The sequence below is a fragment of the Streptomyces sp. NPDC059398 genome, assembly GCF_042751845.1.
Taxonomy (GTDB): Bacteria; Actinomycetota; Actinomycetes; order Streptomycetales; family Streptomycetaceae; genus Streptomyces.
Window position 1 is genome coordinate 14,101 of sequence record NZ_JBHYWP010000048.1, and the last position, 21,760, is coordinate 35,860.

The following is a 21,760-nucleotide window of genomic DNA, read 5'->3' on the forward strand; positions in this document are numbered from 1 at the left end:
TTATGACGGCCTCCGCCGTCTCGGAGCGTGGGATGACGGACGGACGCCCGCAGACCGCCCATTAGTCTGCGGGCATGACCTCGCTCTCCCCGCTCTCCGACCAGTCCCCGGTCATCCAGGCCGCCTACCGGTCCCGCGCCGCCGCGGCCGACCTCGCGCCGCTGCCGCGTGCGGCCAAGGACGACGCGCTGCTGGCGATCGCCGACGCGCTTGAGGTGCGTACGTCCGAGATCGTCGAGGCCAACGCCGAGGATGTCGCGAGGGCCAGGGCCGACGGCGCGGCCGAGACGGTCATCGACCGCCTCACCCTCACCCCCGAGCGCATCCGCGCCATCGCCGGTGACGTACGGGACGTCGCGGCCCTGCCCGACCCGGTCGGCGAGGTCGTACGCGGCTCGACGCTGCCCAACGGCATCGACCTGCGCCAGGTGCGGGTGCCGCTCGGCGTCGTCGGGATCATCTACGAGGCCAGGCCCAATGTGACCGTGGACGCCGCCGCGCTCTGCCTGAAGTCGGGCAACGCGGTACTGCTGCGCGGCTCGGCCTCCGCGTACGCCTCCAACACCGCGCTCGTCCGGGTGCTGCGCGACGCGGTCGGCGGCTCCGGGCTGCCGGCCGACGCCGTCCAGCTGGTGCCGGGCGAGTCCCGCGAGTCCGTGCGGGAGCTGATGCGCGCCCGCGGCATGGTCGACGTGCTGATCCCGCGCGGCGGTGCGTCCCTGATCCGCACGGTCGTCGAGCAGTCCACCGTGCCGGTCATCGAGACCGGCACCGGCAACTGCCATGTGTACGTGGACGCCCAGGCCGATATCGACATGGCCGTCGCCATCCTCGTCAACTCCAAGGCGCAGCGGCCCTCCGTCTGCAACGCGGCCGAGACCCTCCTGGTCCACCGGGACATCGCGGACGCCTTCCTGCCGAAGGCACTCGACGCGCTCGCGGAGGCGGGCGTGACCGTGCACGGCGACGAGCGGGTGCTCGGGTACGCCGCCGGTACGAAGGCCACGGTCGTGGAGGCGACCGCCGACGACTGGGAGGCCGAGTACCTCTCGTACGACATCGCGGCAGCCGTCGTCGACTCGCTGGACGCCGCCGTCGCGCACATCAGGCTGTGGACATCCGGCCACACCGAGGCGATCGTCACCACATCGCAGGCCGCGGCCCGCCGCTTCACCCAGCTGGTCGATTCCACGACGGTCGCTGTGAACGCGTCCACCCGATTCACCGACGGCAGCCAGTTCGGATTCGGCGCCGAGATCGGCATCTCCACACAGAAGCTGCACGCCCGGGGCCCGATGGGGCTGCCCGAGCTGACCTCGACCAAGTACATCGTGACAGGAGACGGTCACACTCGGTAACCCCCTGACCGGTCGGCTTCGCACTCTCCCTGCCCAAATCGCCCCACCGGGTCTACTCTGAGGGCGTGCCTGACGACGTGGGGGGCAGGCCGTTCCAGGACGGCTGGGAGCCTGACGACGACCGCGGAGGAGCGGACGAGGAATTCGCCTCCGTGGTCTTCGGCGAGGACTTCGTCAGGGCCGCCACCATCCATGAGCCGACCGCGGTCGAGCGGCTGCTGGCCGCCGCCGAGGCGCGCGCGGAGGCCGAGGCCGCAAGGGCGCGCGCGGGCGGCCCGGGCGGCGATGACGACTACTTCGACGAGTACGACGAGTTCCTCCGCGAGAACGCCGCGGACCACGGCCTGTTCTACGGGCCCGGCGGCCCCGGTGCGTACGGCGTGGGCCCCGACGACGGCGAGAGCGGTCCCTACGGTCTGCACGGCGGCACCCTGCGCCCGTACCGCGGCAGGGCGCGCTGGCACCGGCCGGTGGCCTGGCTGCTGGCCCTCGTCATGGGGATCGGCATGGTGGCCCTGGCCTTCGCCGCGGTCTACCGGGGAGCGTCGGCCAGCCGGCAGGACCAGGTGCCGGCGCCCGTGACGACCGGGGTCGGCGCGGTGCCGGGCGGCGCGAGCGTCACCCGGTCATCGCCGTCACCCTCCGGGCACTCCGCGAGCGAGTCCGCCGGGCACTCCGCGAACCGGTCGGCGGGCACTGCGACGACCGCTCGCTGAGCCATTCGGCCCCACCTGTCCCCGCCCTTCCCCGCACGCCCTGACCGGGCCACCCGGCCGCCGGGACCCGCCCCGGCCACGGCCCTGCGGGCCTCCACGCGCCGGAGGGGCGCGACCGGCGCCGAAGTTGGCCCGTACCGGGGCGTTTAGGCAGCCCCGCCACGACCTAGTCTCAAGGTATGGCGGGGCGCGATGAGCCACCCGAGGGGTCACCCGAGGGCCTGCCCAGCGGTGGCGACGACGAGTACCGGTCCGTCGTCTTCGACGAATCGTTCATCCGGGCTGCCCGGCTCCAGGAGTTCTCCGCGCAGGAGCGGATGGGCCGGCACGCGCGGGCCGTCCGCAGCCGCTCCGGCTGGCCGCGCAGAGGCCCCGGACGCCTGCTCGTCGCACTGGCGCTCCTGGTGGTGGCCTTCGGCACCGCCGTCTTCATGGGCATCCACCACCCGTACCGGCCGCCGCAGGTGCCCCGGGCCCAGCCCTTGCGCACCACGGTCGTCCCGCTCGCGCCGCGCGGCACGGTGCCGGGCGGCACACCGGCCGACCTCTTCGCGCACAGCCCGGCCGCCGCCTTCCGCACCGGCGCCGACGGGGTGAACCCGCCGGGGGCCCGGAGCACCGCGCACTTCGCGTACAGCGAGGTACTGGCCGCGCTGAAGATCGCCCGGCAGTACGTCGTGGCGTCCTCGCTGGACCCCGCCGTGCTGATGGGCGGCCCGGCACAGAAGGTCAGGGACCTGATCGCCCCCGACCAGTACCCGCAGTTCGACCGGAGTCTGGCCGCGCCGTCGGCGGACGGCCGCCACGCGGCGACCGGCTGGCTGGTCCGCTTCGATCCCGCACGGGTGGCGCTGGCCGGCCCGGATGTACGGGTGGCGGGCGTCATGCGGTACGAGGAGTCGGCGGACCGGACGCTGGAGGTGGTCGCCGACCACACCTTCGTCTATCCGCTCAGGCCGGCCGGGCCCCGGGCCGGGAGGACCGGGTCGGCGACGGCGGACGGCGCCTCGCTCTTCACCGTCCGCCGCGAGGTGCACTTCCGTTTCGCCGCCGAGGACCTGCGGCTGCGCCAGGCGGAGGTCACCGTCGCCGATGTGCAGGCCGGGCCGCAGAGCTGCACGGCCGACGTGGCGAACCGGCTGCGCCCGCTGCTCGCCGGGGAGCGCGCGTCAAACGGCGGCCCGGCCGGCACCGATCCGTACGCCACCGGGCAGCCGGCCACCTCCCTGTGCGGGACGCTCGCCGCTAGGTCGCAGCCGGTCCTTCCGTAGGACCGGCGGGGCCGCCAGGGCTGTCAGGACCGGCGGAGCCGCCAGGACCGGCGGAGCCGCCAGGACCGGCGGAGCCGCCAGGACCGGTGGAGTCGTCGCCGGACCCGCCGTCCGTGGCACCGCCGTCCTTCCCCGTACCGCCCCTGGCGCCGCCGCCCGCTCCGCCCGTGAACTTCCCGCGCAGCTTTCCGCCCAGGTCACCGGCGCCGCCCGCGATGTCGCCCACCAGCTTCATCAGCGGGTCCTTGCTGGTGCGCACCGTGTCGGCGTAGTGCGAAGCGGATTCGCGGAAGGAGTCGCCGACCGATGTGTCCTTGTCCTCGTCGCGCCGGGGATAGTGCCCGTCCATGATCCGCTGGAAGTCCCGGCTCTCCGCCCACTTCTTCAGCTCGGCGGCGCGCACGGTGGTGAAGGGGTGGCTGCGCGGCAGTACGTTCAGGATCTTGAGCACCGAGTCCCGCAGGTCGCCGCCCGCCTCGTACTCCTCGGCCTGCTCCAGGAACGCGTCCACGTTCATCTCGTGCAGATGGTTGCCACCGGCGATCTTCATCAGACCGCGCATCGACGCCCGGAGGTCCTGGCCGACCAGCAGCCCCGCCCGGTCGGCGGAGAGCTCCGACTTGCGGAACCACTCGCGCAGCGCCGTCACCAGCGCCATGACCGCCACATTGCCCAGCGGGATCCAGGCGACCTTCAGCGCGACGCTCGTGAGGAAGAGCAGGAGCGTGCGGTACACCGCGTGGCCGGAGAGCGCGTGCCCCACCTCATGGCCGACGACCGCACGCATCTCCTCCTCGTCGAGGAGCTCGACGAGACCCGTGGTGACCACGATGATCGGCTCGTCCAGGCCGATGCACATCGCGTTGGGCCGGGGGTCCTGCGTGACGTACAGGGCGGGGACCTTCTCCAGGTCCAGGATGTAGCAGGCGTCGCGCAGCATCACGTGGAGGTGCGCGAACTGGGCGTCGCTCACCCGCACCGAGTCGGAGAGGAAGAGCAGCCGCAGGCTGCGCTCGGGCAGCAGCCCGCTGAGCGCCTTGAGGACGGTGTCGAAACCGGTGAGCCTGCGCAGCGCCACCAGGGCCGACCGGTCCGCCGGATGTTCGTACGCCCGTGAGGAGATGCCCTGGAAGCGCCTGCGCCGCCTGCCGGGCACGTTCTCGTGACCTTCCCCGTCGCGGCTTCCCCGACCGCTCCCGTAATCGCCGTCCGTCATGGATGTCCCCCTGCCTTCTGTCCTCGTCGAGCCCTGCCCGTCCCCCTGACGGCCCCCAGCGTATGCGGTGGGGCTACCGTGTGGCGGGGGTCCAACACCGAGAAGGAGCGAACCCGTCATGCCGGACGCGACCACACTGCTCGCCGCTGCCTCGAACCAGCAGGGGCCGGGCGACACCCTGCGGGTCCTGCTGGTCGTCCTGCTGGTCGGGGCTGTCCTGCTCGCCTGGTTCCTCCTGCGCGGATATCGCGACAACGACTGAGTCGGCGTGAGCGTGCCCCGGGGCCCCGCATACGATGTCCGCGAAGCCCCCGCTCCGACTCCCGGATAGGTCCTGCTGACCATGAGCCTCCACACCACCACCGCCCACCTCGCCACTCTCGCCTCCGAGAGCGGACACGGCGGTAACCACCCCAGCCTCAGCCCGTACCTCACCGGTGGCGGCGCGCTCTTCGCGCTCCTGCTGCTGCTGTGGATCACCACCCGCTTCAACCGCGACCGCTGACCCGCGGCGCTGACGGGTGGATGGCGGCCCAGTAGGGTCTGCACGCATGGGAGAGCAGAAGAGGCGTCTCGGCGTGATGGGCGGGACTTTCGACCCGGTCCACCACGGACACCTGGTGGCCGCCAGTGAGGTGGCCTCCCAGTTCCGGCTGGACGAGGTCGTGTTCGTACCGACCGGGCAGCCGTGGCAGAAGAGCCACAAGGTGGTCTCCCCGGCCGAGGACCGCTACCTGATGACGGTCATCGCGACCGCCTCCAACCCGCAGTTCTCGGTCAGCCGCATCGACATCGACCGCGGCGGGCCGACGTACACCATCGACACCCTGCGGGATCTGCACGACCTCAACGCCGACACGGACCTCTTCTTCATCACCGGTGCCGACGCACTCTCCCAGATCCTCACCTGGCGGAACGCCGAAGAGCTCTTCGCACTCTCCCATTTCATCGGCGTGACCAGGCCGGGCCATGTCCTGACGGACGACGGCCTGCCGGAAGGCGGTGTCTCCCTGGTGGAGGTGCCCGCCCTGGCCATCTCGTCGACCGACTGCCGTGCCCGGGTCGAGCAGGGTGACCCGGTCTGGTATCTGGTTCCGGACGGTGTGGTGCGCTACATCGACAAGCGCCAGCTGTACCGCGGCGCATGAGCCGTGGAGAGGGGCACCGTTGAACGACCGACAGAACCCGTACGTGCAGTACGACCAGTACGGGCAGCCGATGCAGCTCGTCGGGTACGACGAGTACGGGCAGCCGGTGTACCAGCAGGTGCAGCCGCCGCAGGATCAGCAACAACAGCCTCAGCAACACCAGGCTCCGCACCACCAACAGCCGCACCACCAGCAGAGTTACGACCCGTACGCGCAGCAGCACCAGCAGGCCCCCGGCTACGGATACGACCCGTACGCGCAGCAGCAGCCCCCGCCCGCGTCCTCGCCGTATCAGGGCCAGGGGCAGGGCCAAGGGCAGAGCCAGGGCCAGGGGTACGGCTACGACACCGGGCAGACCGGGCAGCAGCCCGCCGTGGACACCACCCAGCAGTGGATCCCGCAGCAGAGCCGGCCCGAGCAGCCGCAGCGTGAGCAGTCCGCACAGCCCGTACAGTCCGAGCGCTCCGAACAGCCCCCGGAGCAGCCGAAGCGGGCCGTTCCCGGGCAGCGTCGGCCCGCGCAGGGCGACGACGAGTACCGGACCGAGCAGTTCTCCTTCATCGAGGAGCCCGACGAGGACTCCGAAGACGTCATCGACTGGCTGAAGTTCACCGAGAGCCGCACCGAGCGGCGCGAGGAGGCCAGACGCAGAGGGCGTACCCGTGTCGTATCGCTGGTCGTCGTGCTCGCGCTCGTCGTCGTGGGCGGCGTCGGCTACCTCTGGTACGCGGGCAAGCTGCCCGGGGTCTCCGGAGCGGGCGGCGGCGCCACCGCGTCCGGGGCGCAGCAGCGCAACGCGATCGTGGTCCATCTGCACAACACGAAGGGCGGCGGCACCTCCACCGCGCTGCTCGTCGACAACGTCACCACCGGAAAGGGCACCACGCTCCTGCTGCCCAACTCCCTCTCCGTGTCGAACGACGACGGTACGGCGACCACCCTCGGCAAGTCCGTGGACGACGACGGTTCGGACGGCACGAGGGAGGCCCTGGACACCCTCCTCGGGGCCAAGATCGGCGGCACCTGGCGGCTGGACACCCCGTATCTGGAGAACCTGGTCGAGCTGATCGGGAACATCGACATCGACACCGACACCGACGTACCGGACACCAAGAAGGGCGCCGAGCCGCTGGTGCACCGGGGCAAGGACCAGACGCTCAGCGGTCAGATGGCGGTCGCGTACTCCACCTACCGGGCGCCCGGTGAGCCGGAGGCGAAGCAGCTGGAGCGGTTCGGGCAGGTCATGCAGGGGGTCCTGAAGAAGATCTCGGACGACCCGCAGGCCGCGACGACCACCGTGAAGAACCTGGCGCAGATCCTGGACCCGTCCCTGTCCGACAAGGACCTGGGTGCCTCGCTCGCCAAGCTCGCCGCACACGCCAAGAAGGGCGACTACACCACGGAACTGCTGCCCGTGCGGAGCGACGGCACGCTCAGCCCGCAGGCGAGCGCCAGTGTGGTCAAGGACGTACTCGGCGGTTCGGTGAAGGCGCCCGACCAGGGCGACAGCACGAGCGTGGGCGTCAGCAACGCCAGTGGCCGGACGGCCTCCACCGAGAGCGCCAGGATCGCGCTCGTCAACGGCGGCTACTCGGTCGTGGACGGCGGAAAGGCGAGCGTCACCGCGTCGTCGCAGGTCAGCTACAGCGACCCGGCACAGAAGGCCAAGGCGGATGAGGTGGCGAAGACGCTCGGGCTGCCGGCCGGAGCGGTCCGCAAGGGCAAGGCCGCCGCGAACGCGGACGTCTCCGTGGTGCTGGGCCAGGACTACAAGATCAATTAGCGGTTACCGTCCGGCCGGGCGGGACTCTCCGTGTCATCCGGACGGTCCCGTCCGGGCCCGGCGGTAAAAATTGCGGGACCGTCGGCGGTCCGTGAGACCCTTGGGTACTCCACGACCGCCGACGAAAGCCTGCCAGTGACCGCCACGGACCGTTCCATCGAGCTCATCAACGCCGCCGCGCAGGCGGCCGCCGACCGGCTCGCGCACGACATCACCGCGTACGACGTCAGCGATGTGCTGTCGATCACCGACGCCTTCCTGCTCGCATCGGCGCCCAACGACCGCCAGGTCAAGTCGATCGTCGACGAGATCGAGGAGCGGCTGAACAAGCAGCTCGGCGCCAAGCCGGTGCGCCGGGAGGGCGACCGCGACGCCCGCTGGATCCTTCTCGACTACGTGGACATCGTCATCCACGTCCAGCACAGCGAGGAGCGCGTCTACTACGCGCTGGAGCGCCTCTGGAAGGACTGCCCCGAGATCGACCTGCCCGAGGACGCGGTCAAGACCCGCGGCAAGGCCGAGGAGCACGCCAGGCTCCACGGCACCGAGGGCACCGACGCCGGCCTGGACGGTGAGCTGCACTGAACAGCACCGGGGGCGGCCGTGGCCGCCGCATCGTCCTGTGGCGGCACGGCCAGACCGCCTGGAACCTGGAGCGCCGCTTCCAGGGCTCCACGGACATCGAGCTGACCGAGACCGGCGTCGGCCAGGCGCACAGGGCCGCCCGGCTGCTCGCCTCGATGAAGCCCGACGCGATCGTGGCGTCCGACCTCGGCAGGGCGGCGGCCACCGCCCGTGAGCTCGGCGCCGTGACCGGCCAGGAGATCACGTACGACGCCGCCCTGCGCGAGACGTACGCAGGCAGCTGGCAGGGGCTCACACACGACGAGATCATGGCCCGCTACGGCGAGCAGTACGCGGCGTGGAAGCGCGGGGAGCCCGTGCGGCGCGGTGGCGGCGAACTGGAGTCCGAGGTCGCCGACCGGGCCGCCCCTGTGGTGCTCGGCCACGCCGACGCGCTGCCCGACGGCGGGACGCTCGTCGTCGTCAGCCACGGCGGCACCATCCGCACCACCATCGGACGGCTCCTCGGTCTGGAGTCGCGCCACTGGGAGAGCCTGGGCGGGCTCTCCAACTGCTGCTGGTCGGTGCTGGGCGAGGGCGCCCGCGGCTGGCGGCTCCTTGAGCACAACGCCGGGACACTCCCCGAGCCGGTACTCGGCGACGACGACTGAGCCGCGCCGGGTCCCGCAACGGGCCGTCCGAGCGGATTTCGCTTTCCGGCTGGTCGCAGGCTAAAGTTCTTCTTGTTCGCGCCGCAGGAAGCAGAGATTGCAGCGAGCGAAGCGAACAGCGGGGCTATAGCTCAGTTGGTAGAGCGCCTGCATGGCATGCAGGAGGTCAGGAGTTCAATTCTCCTTAGCTCCACAGTCGGAAGCTCCACACCGGAGCAAGGAGAAATCCCGTCCCCAGCAGGGGGCGGGATTTTTCGTCCGCTCGCTCCGGTTCCGCCCGCGCGTCCGCCGACGCCGCTGTCCCTCTTGCGGGGTCATGGCAGAATCGGAGCGCCGGAGGGACGCCGGCCCGGAGGGAGGGGAGAGCGCGATGCCCGCGAGCATGCTCGATCGCGTCAACGCCCTGACCGGCGGGGCGGACACCCGTACCCGCTCCCACCGCGGGGCTCCGCTCAACTGCCCCTCGCCGTCGGCATGTCCGGCCCGCCCCGGCCGCCGCCCTACCCGTCCCGTATGCCCGCCCCACGGCCACCGCTGGAGCTGACTGATGGGTGCACACAGGAGGAAATGCGACTGGTGCGGCAGCGGCACGCCGATCGTCAGGGACATGGACCCGGTCAACCGCGACTACCAGTACTGGTGCGAGGAGTGCGCGCGGGCGCTGATCATCAAAGGCGACCCGATCGAGACCTACCGCGAGCTGGAGGGGGAGCCGATCTACGGCCGGCTCCTGGAGGAGCACTGCACGCTCAAGCGGTTCTACTCCTTCGCCACCGCCTGAGTGCGGAACGGATTTGGCGGAGCAACGGCGGACCGGTAATGTTGGCGGAGCCGAAGGGGTCACCCCGGAAATCGGCAAAGAGCACGGGGCTATAGCTCAGTTGGTAGAGCGCCTGCATGGCATGCAGGAGGTCAGGAGTTCAATTCTCCTTAGCTCCACAGTGAGACCTCGGAAGAGGTAAACGGAAGCGGGTCACCTGATGGGGTGGCCCGCTTCCGCGTGTGCATGCGACGAGGTGTCCGCACGGAGCGTACGGCGCCTGCGGTACCCTGACGCCATGCGTGCCGTACGCCTCCTGCTTAGTGAGCCGCGCTGATCAGTCCCGACCGACGAAGTGTCCCCGGTCGGCATCAGCGCGGCGCCCCCTCCTGTGCGAGGGGCTTTTTCGTTTGGTGCCACAGGCGCCACAGCCATGAGGATCGCGGGCAGAGACGACCGATGGAGCTTTGAGGATCATGACCGAGACGAATTCTTCCCCCGCTGCCGCAAGCGCGGGAGGGCCCTCATCCGAGGTGGCCGCGGCGCACCGTTACACCGCTGCCATGGCCGCCGACATCGAGGCACGCTGGCAGGACTTCTGGGACGCCGACGGCACGTACGACGCACCGAACCCGGCCGGCGAGCTGGCGGGCGACCCGGCCGTGGTGGCCAGGCCCAAGAAGTTCATCATGGACATGTTCCCGTACCCCTCGGGCACCGGGCTGCACGTGGGCCACCCGCTGGGCTACATCGCCACGGACGTCTACGCCAGGCACCAGCGGATGACCGGCCACAACGTCCTGCACACCCTGGGATTCGACGCCTTCGGCCTGCCGGCCGAGCAGTTCGCCGTACAGACCGGTACCCACCCCCGGGCCTCCACCGAGGCCAATATGGAGAACATGAAGTCCCAGCTGCGAAGGCTGGGTCTGGGCCACGACAAGCGCAGGTCGTTCGCGACGATCGACCCCGAGTACTACAAGTGGACCCAGTGGATCTTCGTCCAGATCTTCAATTCCTGGTACGACCGGGACGCGCAGAAGGCCCGCCCGATCGCCGAGCTGGCCGCCCAGTTCGAGAGTGGTGAGCGTGCCGTCCCCGGCGGCCGTGCCTGGGGCGAGCTGTCCGCCGTGGAGCGGGCCGACCTGCTGAGCGAGTACCGGCTGGCGTACGCGTCGGACGCCCCGGTCAACTGGTGCCCGGGTCTGGGCACCGTCCTGGCGAACGAGGAAGTGACCGCCGACGGCCGCTCCGAGCGCGGCAACTTCCCCGTCTTCAAGGCGAAGCTGCGCCAGTGGAACATGCGTATCACCGCCTACGCCGACCGGCTGCTCTCCGATCTGGACGCGCTGGACTGGCCCGAGGCGATCAAGCTCCAGCAGCGGAACTGGATCGGCCGCTCCGAGGGCGCCCGCGTGGACTTCGCGGTCGACGGGGGCTCCGATGCCATCACGGTCTTCACCACCCGCCAGGACACCCTGTTCGGCGCCACCTACATGGTGCTGGCGCCCGAGCACGAGCTGATCTCCGGCGAGAAGTCGATCGTCCCGGACGCCTGGCCCGAGGGCACGCACTCCGTATGGACCGGCGGCCACGCCACTCCGGCCGAGGCCATCGCCGCCTACCGCGCCCTCGCCGCCTCGAAGTCGGACGTCGAGCGGCAGGCCGACGCCAAGGAGAAGACCGGCGTCTTCACCGGCGCGTACGCGGTCAACCCGGTCAGCGGCGAGCAGGTCCCCGTCTTCATCGCCGACTATGTGCTGATGGGGTACGGCACCGGCGCGATCATGGCCGTCCCGGCGCACGACAGCCGTGACTTCGCCTTCGCGCGCGCCTTCGAGCTGCCCATGCGCTGTGTCGTCGAACCGTCCGACGACCGCGGCACCGACCCCGCCACCTGGGACGACGCCTTCGGCTCGTACGAGGCGAAGCTGGTCAACTCCACCCACGACGACATCTCCCTGGACGGCCTGGGCGTCGCCGACGCCAAGGAGCGGATCACCGAGTGGCTGGCCGAGCGCGGCGCCGGTGAGGGCACCGTCAACTTCCGGCTGCGCGACTGGCTGTTCAGCCGGCAGCGCTACTGGGGCGAGCCCTTCCCGATCGTCTACGACGAGGACGGCATCGCGCACCCGCTGCCCGAGTCGATGCTGCCGCTGGAACTGCCGGAGGTGGACGACTACTCGCCGCGCACCTTCGAGCCGGACGACGCGGACACCTCGCCCGAGACCCCGCTGTCCCGCAACGAGGACTGGGTGAACGTCGAGCTGGACCTGGGCCTGGGCGACGGTGTCAGGAAGTACCGCCGCGAGACCAACACCATGCCGAACTGGGCCGGTTCCTGCTGGTACGAGCTGCGCTACCTGGACCCGCACAACAGCGAGAAGCTGGTCGACCCGGCCATCGAGCAGTACTGGATGGGCCCGCGCGAGGGCCAGCCGCACGGCGGCGTCGACCTGTACGTCGGTGGCGCCGAGCACGCCGTACTGCACCTGCTGTACGCGCGGTTCTGGTCCAAGGTGCTGTTCGACCTGGGGCACATCTCGTCGGTCGAGCCGTTCCACAAGCTGTACAACCAGGGCATGATCCAGGCGTTCGTCTACCGGGACAGCCGCGGGATCGCGGTGCCCGCCGCCGAGGTCGAGGAGCGGGACGGCGCGTTCTGGTTCGGGGGCGAGAAGGTCAGCCGCGTCCTGGGCAAGATGGGCAAGTCCCTGAAGAACGCGGTCACTCCGGACGAGATCTGCGCGGAGTACGGCGCGGACACGCTGCGCCTGTACGAGATGGCCATGGGCCCGCTGGACGTCTCACGGCCGTGGGACACCCGTGCGGTGGTCGGCCAGTACCGGCTGCTGCAGCGGCTGTGGCGCAATGTCGTGGACGAGGAGACCGGCGAGGCCGCTGTCGCCGACGCGGAGCCCGGTGAGGAGACGCTGCGCGCGCTGCACAAGGCCATCGACGGCGTCGGCCACGACATGGCGGGGCTGCGGTTCAACACCGCCATCGCCAAGGTCACCGAGCTGAACAACTACCTGACCAAGGCGGGCGGCCCGGTGCCGCGCACGGTGGCCGAGCAGCTGGTGCTGCTGGTCGCCCCGCTGGCGCCGCACATCGCCGAGGAACTGTGGCGCAGGCTGGGCCACACCGACTCCGTGGTGCACCAGGACTTCCCGGTGGCGGACCCGGCGTACGTCGTGGACGAGACCGTGACCTGTGTCGTCCAGGTCAAGGGCAAGGTCAGGGCGCGGCTGGAGATCTCCCCCTCGATCTCGGACGACGACCTGGAGAAGCTGGCGGTGACGGATCCGGGTGTGGTCGCGGCGCTGGGCGGGGCCGGGATCCGCAAGGTGATCGTGCGGGCGCCGAAGCTGGTGAACATCGTTCCGGCCTGAGTCGGACAGAACCGGCCTGAGCCGGACGGGACCGGTCTGAGCCGGACGGGAGACCGCGGGGTTTCCCCTACGGGCAGGTTGGGGGTTCTGGTGGAACCCTCAGCCTGCCCTTTCCGTTTACGGTGGAGATGAGAGAGTCCGACGACCGAGGGACGCCCCCATGGAATCCGTGATCCTGATCCTGGTGCTGCTGTTCCTCGTCTTCCTCGGCGTGGGGGCGTATGCGGCGGTCAAGGTGGTGGGAGCCGCGAGACGGAGCGTCGACCGGACGATCTCGCAGGCCCGGCGGACCGTCGAGGACACCGCGCTGCGCGCGAAGAGCTACGGCCAGCCGGGTGCCGCGGGCGAGCTGGCTCAGCTGAGACTCTCGCTGCGCACATCGATGCGGGCCACCCAGGACGCCCTGCACGCGGGGGTGGCCGAGGACGAGTCACTGCGCGAGACGCTGCGCCTCTTCGACCGGCTGAGCGCACACGGCCTGGAGCTGGACGCGGAGCTGCGGCGGCTGGAGCGCGAGCCGGACAAGTCGGGGCTCGGACAGCGGCTGCCGGCCCTCCGGGAGCGTACGGAGCAGATCACACACTCGGCCGACGCGCTGCGCTGGGCGGCCCGGGACCGGGCCCGGAAGTTCGCCGACGACGATCTGATCGCGCTGAACGAGCAGATCGATGTGGAAGCGGGCGCGCTGCGGCACTGGACGACACCGGCGGAGGATGGTCGTACGGCTGACGGCGCGGCCGGCGGGCGTGCGGCCGGCGGGGATGTGCGGGGGCAGGGACGCGGGGTGCGGCAAGGGGCCGGTTCGGGTTCGACGGCTGATGAGAAGCCCTGGCCGTCCTCCGATGGAGGGGCCGCGGGCGGGAGTGGTGCGCATCGGGCCGGGCCCGACGCGATCACGGCCAGGGACCCTGACCGGCAGCAGCGGTACCCGTGGCAGAAGACCGCACGACCGGAGAGCACGACCTGAGTGACGGGCGTCGGCGAATCGGCAGCGGGCGCGTGGGCCGTCGGCCTGGGGGTGCCGGGCATGGGGACATCCGGCATGGAGACATCCGGCACCGGGGCGTCCGGCGCTGGGGCATCCGGTACCGGGGTGTCCGGCACGGGGGTATCCGGCACGGGCGCGGACGCTTGCGGTCCCGCCGACGAGGGGTCGCACGACTTCGCCACCGCGTCGGCGGGTAATCTCCGGCTCATGTCCCGCCATGTCGCGATCGTGACCGATTCCACGGCCTACCTGCCGCCGCAGACGCTGGCACGGCACCACATCACAGCGGTGCCGCTGACGGTGGTCCTGGGGGACCGCGCTCTGGAGGACGGTACGGAGACCTCGGCCCGCGCCCTGGCGGCGGCCCTGCAGAAGCGGCGCTCGGTGACCACGTCCCGGCCCGCCCCTGAGGTGTTCGCCGAGACCTACCGGGCGGCTGCCGCCGCTGGAGCGAGCGGAATCGTCTCCCTCCATCTGTCGTCCGAGTTCTCCGGTACGTACGACGCGGCCGTGCTGGCGGCGCGGGAGGCACCCGTCCCGGTCCGCGTGGTCGACACCGGCATGGTCGCGATGGCGCTGGGCTTCTGCGCGCTCTCCGCGGCCGAGACGGCCGGCTCGGACGGCTCGCTGGACGATGCGGTGGCGGCGGCGGAGAAGTGCGCCGGAGGGATGTCCGCGTACTTCTACGTGGACACACTCGACTATCTGCGCCGAGGGGGCAGGATCGGTGCCGCACAGGCCCTGCTCGGCTCGGCCCTCGCGGTGAAGCCACTGCTGCAACTCGACGGCGGCCGTATCGAGATGCTGGAGAAGGTACGGACGGCCTCGAAGGCCATCGCCCGGCTGGAGGAGATCGCCGCCGACCGGGCGGGGGACGGCCAGGTGGACATCGCGGTACACCATCTGGCAGCGCCCGAGCGGGCGGCGGCGCTCGCCGAGCGGCTGAGGGAGCGTGTGCCGGGCCTGGTGGACCTGCATGTCAGCGAGGTCGGAGCGGTCATCGGGGCACACACGGGACCGGGGCTGCTGGCGGTTGTGGTCTCGCCCCGCTGAGGCGGTCGGGGGGATGGGCCAGGGAGCGGGCCGGGGCGCGGGGCGGGCAGCGGGCCGGGGGAGTGGACGCGCTCGTTCGGGTGGCCGTGTTATCCACAAGACCCGGTATTTCCACCGTTATTGACCTTGATCAGCACGGTTCCGCGGACGTCCTTACTGTCTCGTGGCATGACTCTCCACGCTTCCCACGCTTCCCGCACGATCATCACGTCACGTTCCGCGACCAGCGGCCCCGGCCGGGCTCCGTCGTCCGACGGCCGCACCCGCACCACCGGTTCGCGTCGTCACGCCCGCCTCAGGCATCGGCACAGGGACCCGGATGAAGAGCTGCGCCTCCGTGCGGAGGCGCTCTTCCCCGCGCGGTCGGCCGCCGTTCCGGTAGCGCCGGGCGGCCCCGGTCTCCCGGCAGAGCGGGGGACGGGGGCAGGTGCGGCCCGCGCGGGGGCTGGCCGGGACAGGGGTGAGGGCGAGGGAAGCGGTGCTCGGGCCGGTACCACGCCGGCTGGTGGCGCGAAGACTGGCGCCGCGTCTGCTGGTGGTGCGGCCGGTGGTGCGAAGGACGAGGGGGTGCCGGTCAGTGGCCCGAAGGACGAGGACGTCCCGGATGGTGACGCGCCGGGCGGCGGGACGGCGGCTTCCGGTCGTGTCGGAGCGTTGGTGGCCCGGGCGGGGGAGGCGCTGCGGGAGCGGCTGCCGCTCTGGGTGCAGGCGCGCTGTGGTCTCACCCCCAGGACGCTCGGCGCGCTCGCGGTCGTGCTCGTCGTGGCCGCTGCGCTCGCCGCCCAGCACTTCTGGACCGGGCGCCCGCAGTCCGTTCCGGCGCCCGACGTGGTCAGCGCCGGTCTGCCAACCTCCGGATCAAGCAACGCCGTTGGGGACCACCTGCCGTCCGGGCCGCGCCCGAGCCCGGGGCCGCCGCAGTCCGGGGATGCTCTGCCGCCACCGGGGGCGGGCCCCGGGCAGGCCGGGGCGACCGCCGCCCGGATCGTCGTCGACGTGAGCGGCAAGGTCCGCAGGCCCGGGATCCAGCGGCTGCCCGCCGGATCGCGGGTGACCGACGCGCTGGCGGCGGCGGGAGGCGTGAAGGACGGTACGGACACTTCGGGGCTCAACCAGGCGCGGGTACTCACCGACGGTGAACAGGTGGTCGTCGGCTCCCCGGCAGGCCAGGCGGCCATCGCAGGGGCAGGTCCCGACGGCGGCGGTACGGGCGGGTCCGGCCCGTCCACGGGAGGGCCAGCAGCTGGGGGACCGTCCACGGCGGGGCCGGTCAGCCTCAGTACCGCAACCGTGGAGCAGCTGGACACCCTGCCCGGTGTCGGTCCGGTGCTGGCGCGGCACATCGTCGACTACCGCACCGAGCACGGCGGGTTCACATCCGTCGATGAGCTCCGGCAGGTCACCGGCATCGGTGACCGGCGGTTCTCCGACCTCCAGCCTCTCGTACGGCCATGACGCGCGCGGCAGTTCATACGGCATCGGGGCATCGGCTCGGCGCTGCCGATCCCCGCCAGGAGGGCCCTGCAGACCTGCGCCTTGTGGTGCCCGCCCTGGCCGTCTGGGCCGCGGCGGCGACGTCCGTCGCGGTGCCGGGGTGGTGGGTGTTCTACCTCACCGTGGTCTGTCTCGGCACGGCAGCGGTGGCGTTCGCGTCCGTACGGGGGCGGCGTGGGCGGGTCCCCTCCCGGGATGGAGGAGCCCGGCCGGGCCGGCGGCCGAACGCCACGGCGGTGGCCGCCGTCCTGCTGTGCGCCGCTGCGGGCGCCGCGTCCGGCGGGCTGCACGCCGCCGACGTCCGGCGCGGGCCCCTGCCGCAGCTGGCGCGTCAGTCGGCCCGGGTCACGGTGGAGTTGACCGTCACATCCGATCCCCGCCCGACGCGCCCCCGGATCCGCGGCGACCACGCGACCCGAGCGTCCTTCGTCCTCGACGCCGATGTGACACGGGTGCGGGCCCCGGACGGGACGACATCCACCGTGCGTACGCCGGTCCTCGTGATCGCTCACGCGGCCGGATGGCAGGGGCTGCTGCCGACCACACGGCTGCGGTTGAACGCCCGCCCCCAGCCGCCGCTCTCCGGAGACCCCCACATCGCTGCCGTCCTCAGTGCGGAGGGCAGCAGGCCACCCCAGGTCATCGGCGGGCCGACCGGGGCGCAGCGGCTGGCCGGGCGGCTGCGTACCGGACTGCGCGAAGCGAGCGAAGGGCTCGCCCCGGACGCGCGGGCGCTGCTGCCCGGTCTGGTGGTGGGCGACACCTCCCGGGTCACGCCCGACCTGTCGGATGCCTTCAGGACCACCGATCTGACCCATCTGCTCGCGGTGTCCGGCAGTAACCTCACTCTCGTCCTGGCCTTGCTGATCGGCCCGCCGGGCACCGCGCTGCGGGCGGAGCGGGGCGGACTCGCGCCCCGGCTCGGGATTCCGCTGCGGGCGACGGCCATGCTCGGCGGGGCCCTCACGCTGGCCTTCGTGGTCGTGTGCAGACCGGACCCGAGTGTGCTGCGGGCAGCGGCCTGCGGGCTGGTCACCCTGCTCGCGATCGGTACCGGCCGCCGCAGATCACTGATCCCGGCGCTGGCCACCGCGGTACTGCTGCTGGTGCTGTACGACCCCTGGCTGGCCCGGAGTTACGGCTTTCTGCTCTCGGTCCTCGCCACGAGTGCCCTGCTCACGATCGGCCCGTGCTGGAGCGCCGCACTGCGGCGGCGCGGGGTGCCGCCGAGGCTCGCGGAGGTCATCGCCGCCGCTGCCGCCGCCCAGGCGGTCTGCGCTCCCGTGATCGTTCTGCTGGCGTCCCGGGTCGGGCTGATCGCCGTCCCCTGCAATCTCCTGGCCGAACTCGCGGTAGGCCCCGCGACGGTACTCGGCTTCGCCGCCCTCGGCGTGGCCCCGCTGTCCGGTGCGGCGGCCACCGTACTGGCCCACTGCGCCGGGTGGCCGGCCGGCTGGATCGCCGCCGTGGCCAGGCACGGTGCCGCGCTGCCCGGCGCCGAGATCGACTGGCCCGGCGGATGGTCCGGCGCGCTGCTGCTCGCCGTGGTCACCGTCGTCCTCGCGGTGGCTGCCCGCAGAGCGCGCCGCCATCCATGGGTCTGCGTGGGCTGCGTCCTCCTGCTGCTGCTCGCGGTCGTCCGGCCGGCCCCGCTCACCCGGGTTGTCACGGGCTGGCCGCCGCCGGGGTGGAAGTACGCGATGTGCGACGTGGGGCAGGGCGACGCGACCGTCCTCGCGGCCGGTGCGGGCACGGCCGTCGTGATCGACACGGGCCCCGATCCCCGCCTCGTCGACCGCTGCCTCCGGGCCCTCGGCGTGACCCGTATCCCGCTGCTTCTGCTCACCCACTTCCACGCCGACCATGTGGCCGGTCTGCCCGGAGTGCTGCGCGGCCGGACGGTCGGCGCGATCGAGACGACGGGCCTCCAGGATCCACCGGACCAGAGCGCGTCCGTACGACGGGAGGCGGCGGGGGCGCGGATCCCGGTCGTCCGGGCGGGCCCGGGTGAGCGGCGCCGTATCGGAGGGCTGAGCTGGGAGGTGCTGTGGCCGTCAGCGGCCCCGGAGCCCGTCGCCGACGGGCCCAACGACGCCAGCGTCACCCTGCTGGTCCGCACCGCGGGCCTCACCCTGCTGCTGCCCGGCGACCTCGAACCCCCGGCCCAGCAGGCGCTGTTGCGGGCCTACCCGGCGCTCCCCCCGGTGGATGTGCTCAAGGTCGCCCACCACGGCTCGGCCTACCAGGACCCGGCCCTGCTGCACGCCGTACGGCCCCGGCTCGCCCTGATCTCCTGCGGCCAGGACAACCCGTACGGCCACCCCGCACCGCGTACGGTCGCCGCGCTCCGGGCGGGCGGTGCGACGGTGCTGCGCACGGACAAGGACGGCTCCATCGCGGTGACGGGCACGGGGCCGGAGCTGCGGGCGATACCGGCGGGCCGGTGAGTCCGCGGTCACCGGGCCACCAGCCGCGGGACGCGGGCGGGGCGACCGCGGGCGGGGCGACCGCGGGCGGGGCGACCGCGGCCGGTGGCCCGGTGCAGTCAGTCGTCGAGCCAGGTGCCGTCGCGCATCAGATCGCGGCCGGCGATCTCGTTCACCTCGCGCCAGGCCTGGACCGCTTTCGGGGTGATCCGCAGATACACATACCCCTTCTCGGCACGCGGATCCCAGGTGAGCTTCGCCGCGAAGGCGTCGGCCGCCGCGGTGCGGCTGTCGCCCGTCAGCTGTTCGCCCTCGCCCTCGATGAGCACCACGTCCCTGGTGTGGCCGAGCGTGACCCTGGCACGTCCGGCCCGCACCAGGTTGGCGCCGGTCGGATTGGTGCGGCGGGTGCAGATCACCACGCTGCCCTCGTGCCATACGAACGACAGGGGCACGAGGCAGGGTTCGCCGTCCGCGCCGGCTGTGGCCACCCAGCAGTCGACGTCCTGCTCCAGCCGGCCCATGGTGTCCTGCCGTCGCTGCTGCCGACTGCGCGCCGGTTCCGGGTTCGTCATGGCCGACCACGCTAGTGGCGAAACGCCGCCGGGGGATCGTGCTGAGGGCCTAGTCGCCCGGCCCTAGGACTCCCATGGCCGGGGAGGTCTCAATAGGTCTACAGCAGGTCCCGGCAGGTCCCGGCAGGTCCCGGCAGGTCCCGGCAGGTCTGCCGCAGGCGTTCCGGTGCATGGCGCGAGTCCGTGCGGGGAGCGAGACTTGACCGCATGGACAGATCGCCGGGCACACCGCTGGACGGATCGCAGGGCGGATCGCAGAGCAGATCGCTGGACGGATCGCAGGGCGGATCACTGGACAGGCCGTCAGCCGGCTCACCGGAGACGGCGCCCGAGCCCGCGTGGGTGGCCGCGTATCTCCGGCGCATCGGGGCCGAACGTCCCACCGCACCCGACGCGTCGGCCCTCCGTGAGCTGCAGCTGCGGCATCTGCGCACGGTGCCGTTCGAGAACCTGTCCATTCACCGGGATGAGGACATCGTGCTCGCGGACGCACCGCTCGTCGACAAGATCGTCGGCGCCCGGCGCGGCGGCATCTGCTACGAGCTCAACGGCGCCTTCGCGGCGCTGCTGCGGGCTCTGGGCTTCCCGGTGACGCTTCTCCAGGCCCGGGTGCACAGCCCAGGCGGCGGCCTGGGCATCCCATACGACCACCTCGCCCTGCGGGTCGGGACGGCCGATGGCACCGGACCCTGGCTCGCCGACGTCGGGTTCGGCGACCACAGCCACCACCCGCTGGCGTTCGGTGTGCGGGGCGACCAGCGGGATCCCGGCGGCACGTTCCGGATCGCCGAGGCGGGCATGGACGCGGACGACGGCGACCTCGATGTCGTACGGGACGGAACACCCCAGTACCGGCTGGAGCGGCGCCCGCGTGAGCTGGCCGACTTCGAGGCGGCGGCCTGGTACCACCGGACCTCGCCCGCCTCCCACTTCACCCGGTCACTCATCTGCTCCCGGCTCAGCGACCACGGCCGGATCACGCTCAGCGGCGACAAACTGATCACCACCACGCACGGCGAGCGGCATGAGCGGGAGTTGGGAAGCGACGCTGCCGTTCTCGCCGCCTATCGCGACCACTTCGGGCTGGAATTCGACCGGGTGCCGGTACGGAAGGACATTACTTCTGAGTAAGTGTCTGAGTCGGCGCGGGTAGGCGCGAGTGAGCGCCCGAGAGAGCGCAACTCGTGACAGCTGACCGTCAACCCCCACGACCAGCGCCGTTTGCCCAGAACGTGCCAACAGTGATCGAATGCCTATTCGTCAGCGGGTCGCCGCCCCGACAATGACGTCCTCCACGCGCGCGACCGAGGTCGGCCCGATGCACGGGGGGTTCTGAGAAGTGTTCAGCCGTTGGTTTGGTAACCGGTCGAAGACCGGCGCGGGACGCGGTGGTGGCCCTCTTGGCGGACTGTCCCTGCCCGCCCACGCGGGGATGGTCAGCTGCCGGGTGCTCGACCCCGTCAACGGTGCTGTCCCGCAGGCGGAGTTCGTCCTCACCGACACCATGGGCCGCAGGACCTTCGGCGGCGAGACCGACCCGTACGGCTCCCTTTTCGCCACCGTTCCCCCGGGCGAGTACCGGCTGGCCGTCACCGCCGAGGGGTTCACGCCCTTCCACGGCAGCGCCAACGTCACCGAGGGCGGCCACTCCGCGCTCGGCGATGTCACGCTCCAGATCGCCCAGCCGCCCTCGCTGCCGGAACCGGGCGAGTGGGAGATCGAGCCGATGCACTCGCAGATCAGCTTCACCGCCCGCCATATCGGACTGGCCCGTATCCACGGCCGGTTCAACACCTTCGCGGGCGCGGTCAGGATCGCGGACCACATGGAGGACTCCGCGATGCACGTCATCATCGACGCGGCGTCCATCGACACCAACGTCCAGATGCGCGATGACCATCTGCGCTCGGGAGACTTCCTGGACGTGGCGCACTTCCCGACGCTTGAGTTCTACAGCGACCGCTTCGTGCACCGCGGTGGCAGTCGCTGGGCCGTGACCGGCGCGCTCACCCTGCACGGCGTCAGCCGCACCGTCACGCTCGACGCGCAGTACCTCGGCATCGGCAACGGCATGGAGGGGGAGGTGCGCGCCGCCTGCCGTGCCACCACCGAGCTGCGCCGTGACGACTTCACCGTCAGCTGGCAGACCATGCTGGCCCGCGGCATCGCGGTGGTCGGCAACAGCATCACCATCGACCTGGACGTCCAGATCGTGAAGAAGTAGCGACCCTGGGCCGGACGCCCCCCCCCCCGCCCCCCCCCCCCCCTGAGTCCCCCCCCCCCCGCGCGCGCCCGCGCGCGCGCGCCCGCGCCCGCCGCCCCGCGCCCCCCCCCCCCCCCCCCCC

Annotated in this window: 19 protein-coding genes and 2 tRNA genes; 19 read left to right on the top strand and 2 right to left on the bottom strand. The window is 71.9% G+C overall.

The annotated features are described in order from the left end of the window. Positions 1 to 74: 74 nt before the first annotated feature. From ACFXBC_RS18535 to ACFXBC_RS18545, 3 genes are all read left to right on the top strand, one after another. Positions 75 to 1,358 (top strand): glutamate-5-semialdehyde dehydrogenase, encoded by a 1,284-nt coding sequence (locus ACFXBC_RS18535; protein WP_385024893.1) that lies wholly within the window; start codon positions 75 to 77, stop codon positions 1,356 to 1,358. A gap of 65 nt (positions 1,359 to 1,423) precedes the next feature. Further along, a complete protein-coding gene (locus ACFXBC_RS18540; protein ID WP_385024896.1) occupies positions 1,424 to 2,074 on the top strand; it encodes a hypothetical protein in 651 nt (216 codons plus the stop codon). Between the two features lie 179 nt (positions 2,075 to 2,253). Continuing rightward, the gene (locus tag ACFXBC_RS18545; RefSeq protein WP_385024899.1) at positions 2,254 to 3,345 is read left to right on the top strand and encodes a hypothetical protein; all 1,092 of its coding nucleotides are present in this window, start codon (positions 2,254 to 2,256) and stop codon (positions 3,343 to 3,345) included. Here the strand turns inward: ACFXBC_RS18545 and ACFXBC_RS18550 are convergent. Then, positions 3,320 to 4,561: a M48 family metallopeptidase gene (locus ACFXBC_RS18550; protein ID WP_385024902.1), complete on the bottom strand. Its 1,242-nt coding sequence runs from the start codon at positions 4,559 to 4,561 to the stop codon at positions 3,320 to 3,322. The genes ACFXBC_RS18545 and ACFXBC_RS18550 overlap by 26 nt on opposite strands. 118 nt (positions 4,562 to 4,679) lie before the next feature. On the opposite strand from ACFXBC_RS18550, the gene ACFXBC_RS18555 reads away from it, so the two are divergent. The 14 genes from ACFXBC_RS18555 to ACFXBC_RS18620 all read left to right on the top strand — a co-directional run bounded on the left by ACFXBC_RS18555 (position 4,680) and on the right by ACFXBC_RS18620 (position 18,861). Next, a complete protein-coding gene (locus tag ACFXBC_RS18555) occupies positions 4,680 to 4,823 on the top strand; it encodes a hypothetical protein (protein WP_266857081.1) in 144 nt (47 codons plus the stop codon). Positions 4,824 to 4,904: 81 nt separating this feature from the next. Continuing rightward, positions 4,905 to 5,066 (top strand): hypothetical protein, encoded by a 162-nt coding sequence (locus ACFXBC_RS18560; RefSeq protein WP_385024906.1) that lies wholly within the window; start codon positions 4,905 to 4,907, stop codon positions 5,064 to 5,066. Between the two features lie 46 nt (positions 5,067 to 5,112). Beyond that, a complete protein-coding gene (gene nadD / locus ACFXBC_RS18565) occupies positions 5,113 to 5,709 on the top strand; it encodes a nicotinate-nucleotide adenylyltransferase (RefSeq protein WP_385024909.1) in 597 nt (198 codons plus the stop codon). 19 nt (positions 5,710 to 5,728) lie between these two features. Further along, entirely contained in the window at positions 5,729 to 7,492 is a 1,764-nt protein-coding gene (locus ACFXBC_RS18570; RefSeq protein ID WP_385024912.1) for a LytR C-terminal domain-containing protein, read from the top strand. Between the two features lie 135 nt (positions 7,493 to 7,627). Continuing rightward, on the top strand, positions 7,628 to 8,077 hold the full coding sequence (gene rsfS, locus ACFXBC_RS18575) for a ribosome silencing factor (RefSeq protein ID WP_385024915.1): 450 nt from the start codon (positions 7,628 to 7,630) through the stop codon (positions 8,075 to 8,077). Further along, positions 8,074 to 8,727, top strand: coding sequence for a histidine phosphatase family protein (locus ACFXBC_RS18580; RefSeq protein WP_385024990.1), 654 nt, complete (start codon positions 8,074 to 8,076; stop codon positions 8,725 to 8,727). Before rsfS ends, ACFXBC_RS18580 begins: the two co-directional genes overlap by 4 nt. Before the next feature lie 120 nt (positions 8,728 to 8,847). Next, positions 8,848 to 8,920 (top strand) — tRNA-Ala (locus tag ACFXBC_RS18585). 354 nt (positions 8,921 to 9,274) lie between these two features. Further along, positions 9,275 to 9,508 carry a hypothetical protein gene (locus ACFXBC_RS18590; RefSeq protein WP_385024918.1) on the top strand — a complete coding sequence of 78 codons (234 nt, stop codon included), beginning with the start codon at positions 9,275 to 9,277 and terminating at the stop codon, positions 9,506 to 9,508. Between the two features lie 85 nt (positions 9,509 to 9,593). Continuing rightward, positions 9,594 to 9,666, top strand: a tRNA-Ala gene (locus ACFXBC_RS18595). Between the two features lie 297 nt (positions 9,667 to 9,963). Continuing rightward, complete coding sequence (leuS, locus tag ACFXBC_RS18600) at positions 9,964 to 12,879, top strand: leucine--tRNA ligase (RefSeq protein WP_385024921.1); 2,916 nt, start codon at positions 9,964 to 9,966, stop codon at positions 12,877 to 12,879. A gap of 160 nt (positions 12,880 to 13,039) precedes the next feature. Beyond that, on the top strand, positions 13,040 to 13,846 hold the full coding sequence (locus ACFXBC_RS18605) for a hypothetical protein (protein WP_385024924.1): 807 nt from the start codon (positions 13,040 to 13,042) through the stop codon (positions 13,844 to 13,846). A 228-nt stretch (positions 13,847 to 14,074) separates the two neighbouring features. Then, positions 14,075 to 14,920, top strand: a complete 846-nt coding sequence (locus ACFXBC_RS18610) for a DegV family protein (protein WP_385024927.1) — start codon at positions 14,075 to 14,077, stop codon at positions 14,918 to 14,920. 567 nt (positions 14,921 to 15,487) lie between these two features. Next, on the top strand, positions 15,488 to 16,375 hold the full coding sequence (locus tag ACFXBC_RS18615; protein ID WP_385024930.1) for a helix-hairpin-helix domain-containing protein: 888 nt from the start codon (positions 15,488 to 15,490) through the stop codon (positions 16,373 to 16,375). Further along, positions 16,372 to 18,861, top strand: a complete 2,490-nt coding sequence (locus tag ACFXBC_RS18620) for a ComEC/Rec2 family competence protein (protein WP_385024933.1) — start codon at positions 16,372 to 16,374, stop codon at positions 18,859 to 18,861. The genes ACFXBC_RS18615 and ACFXBC_RS18620 overlap by 4 nt, the downstream gene beginning before the upstream one ends. A 98-nt stretch (positions 18,862 to 18,959) precedes the next feature. On the opposite strand, the gene ACFXBC_RS18625 is transcribed toward ACFXBC_RS18620, so the two are convergent. Further along, positions 18,960 to 19,415: a pyridoxamine 5'-phosphate oxidase family protein gene (locus tag ACFXBC_RS18625; protein ID WP_385024936.1), complete on the bottom strand. Its 456-nt coding sequence runs from the start codon at positions 19,413 to 19,415 to the stop codon at positions 18,960 to 18,962. Positions 19,416 to 19,622: 207 nt separating this feature from the next. Between ACFXBC_RS18625 and ACFXBC_RS18630 the strand changes: the two genes are divergently transcribed. Together ACFXBC_RS18630 and ACFXBC_RS18635 are read left to right on the top strand one after the other, a co-directional pair. After that, the gene (locus ACFXBC_RS18630) at positions 19,623 to 20,546 is read left to right on the top strand and encodes an arylamine N-acetyltransferase (RefSeq protein ID WP_385024939.1); all 924 of its coding nucleotides are present in this window, start codon (positions 19,623 to 19,625) and stop codon (positions 20,544 to 20,546) included. A 208-nt stretch (positions 20,547 to 20,754) separates the two neighbouring features. Then, positions 20,755 to 21,639, top strand: coding sequence for a YceI family protein (locus ACFXBC_RS18635; RefSeq protein ID WP_385024942.1), 885 nt, complete (start codon positions 20,755 to 20,757; stop codon positions 21,637 to 21,639). Positions 21,640 to 21,760: the final 121 nt, after the last annotated feature.

What these genes read in the sequence shown, in the direction of transcription:
- ACFXBC_RS18535 (WP_385024893.1), top strand. Translation starts at nt 75, where the DNA reads ATGACCTCGCTCTCCCCGCTCTCCGACCAGTCCCCGGTCATCCAGGCC.
- ACFXBC_RS18545 (WP_385024899.1), top strand. Translation starts at nt 2,254, where the DNA reads ATGGCGGGGCGCGATGAGCCACCCGAGGGGTCACCCGAGGGCCTGCCC.
- ACFXBC_RS18550 (WP_385024902.1), bottom strand. Translation starts at nt 4,561, where the DNA reads ATGACGGACGGCGATTACGGGAGCGGTCGGGGAAGCCGCGACGGGGAA.
- ACFXBC_RS18555 (WP_266857081.1), top strand. Translation starts at nt 4,680, where the DNA reads ATGCCGGACGCGACCACACTGCTCGCCGCTGCCTCGAACCAGCAGGGG.
- ACFXBC_RS18560 (WP_385024906.1), top strand. Translation starts at nt 4,905, where the DNA reads ATGAGCCTCCACACCACCACCGCCCACCTCGCCACTCTCGCCTCCGAG.
- nadD (WP_385024909.1), top strand. Translation starts at nt 5,113, where the DNA reads ATGGGAGAGCAGAAGAGGCGTCTCGGCGTGATGGGCGGGACTTTCGAC.
- ACFXBC_RS18590 (WP_385024918.1), top strand. Translation starts at nt 9,275, where the DNA reads ATGGGTGCACACAGGAGGAAATGCGACTGGTGCGGCAGCGGCACGCCG.
- leuS (WP_385024921.1), top strand. Translation starts at nt 9,964, where the DNA reads ATGACCGAGACGAATTCTTCCCCCGCTGCCGCAAGCGCGGGAGGGCCC.
- ACFXBC_RS18605 (WP_385024924.1), top strand. Translation starts at nt 13,040, where the DNA reads ATGGAATCCGTGATCCTGATCCTGGTGCTGCTGTTCCTCGTCTTCCTC.
- ACFXBC_RS18610 (WP_385024927.1), top strand. Translation starts at nt 14,075, where the DNA reads ATGTCCCGCCATGTCGCGATCGTGACCGATTCCACGGCCTACCTGCCG.
- ACFXBC_RS18620 (WP_385024933.1), top strand. Translation starts at nt 16,372, where the DNA reads ATGACGCGCGCGGCAGTTCATACGGCATCGGGGCATCGGCTCGGCGCT.
- ACFXBC_RS18625 (WP_385024936.1), bottom strand. Translation starts at nt 19,415, where the DNA reads ATGACGAACCCGGAACCGGCGCGCAGTCGGCAGCAGCGACGGCAGGAC.
- ACFXBC_RS18630 (WP_385024939.1), top strand. Translation starts at nt 19,623, where the DNA reads ATGGACAGATCGCCGGGCACACCGCTGGACGGATCGCAGGGCGGATCG.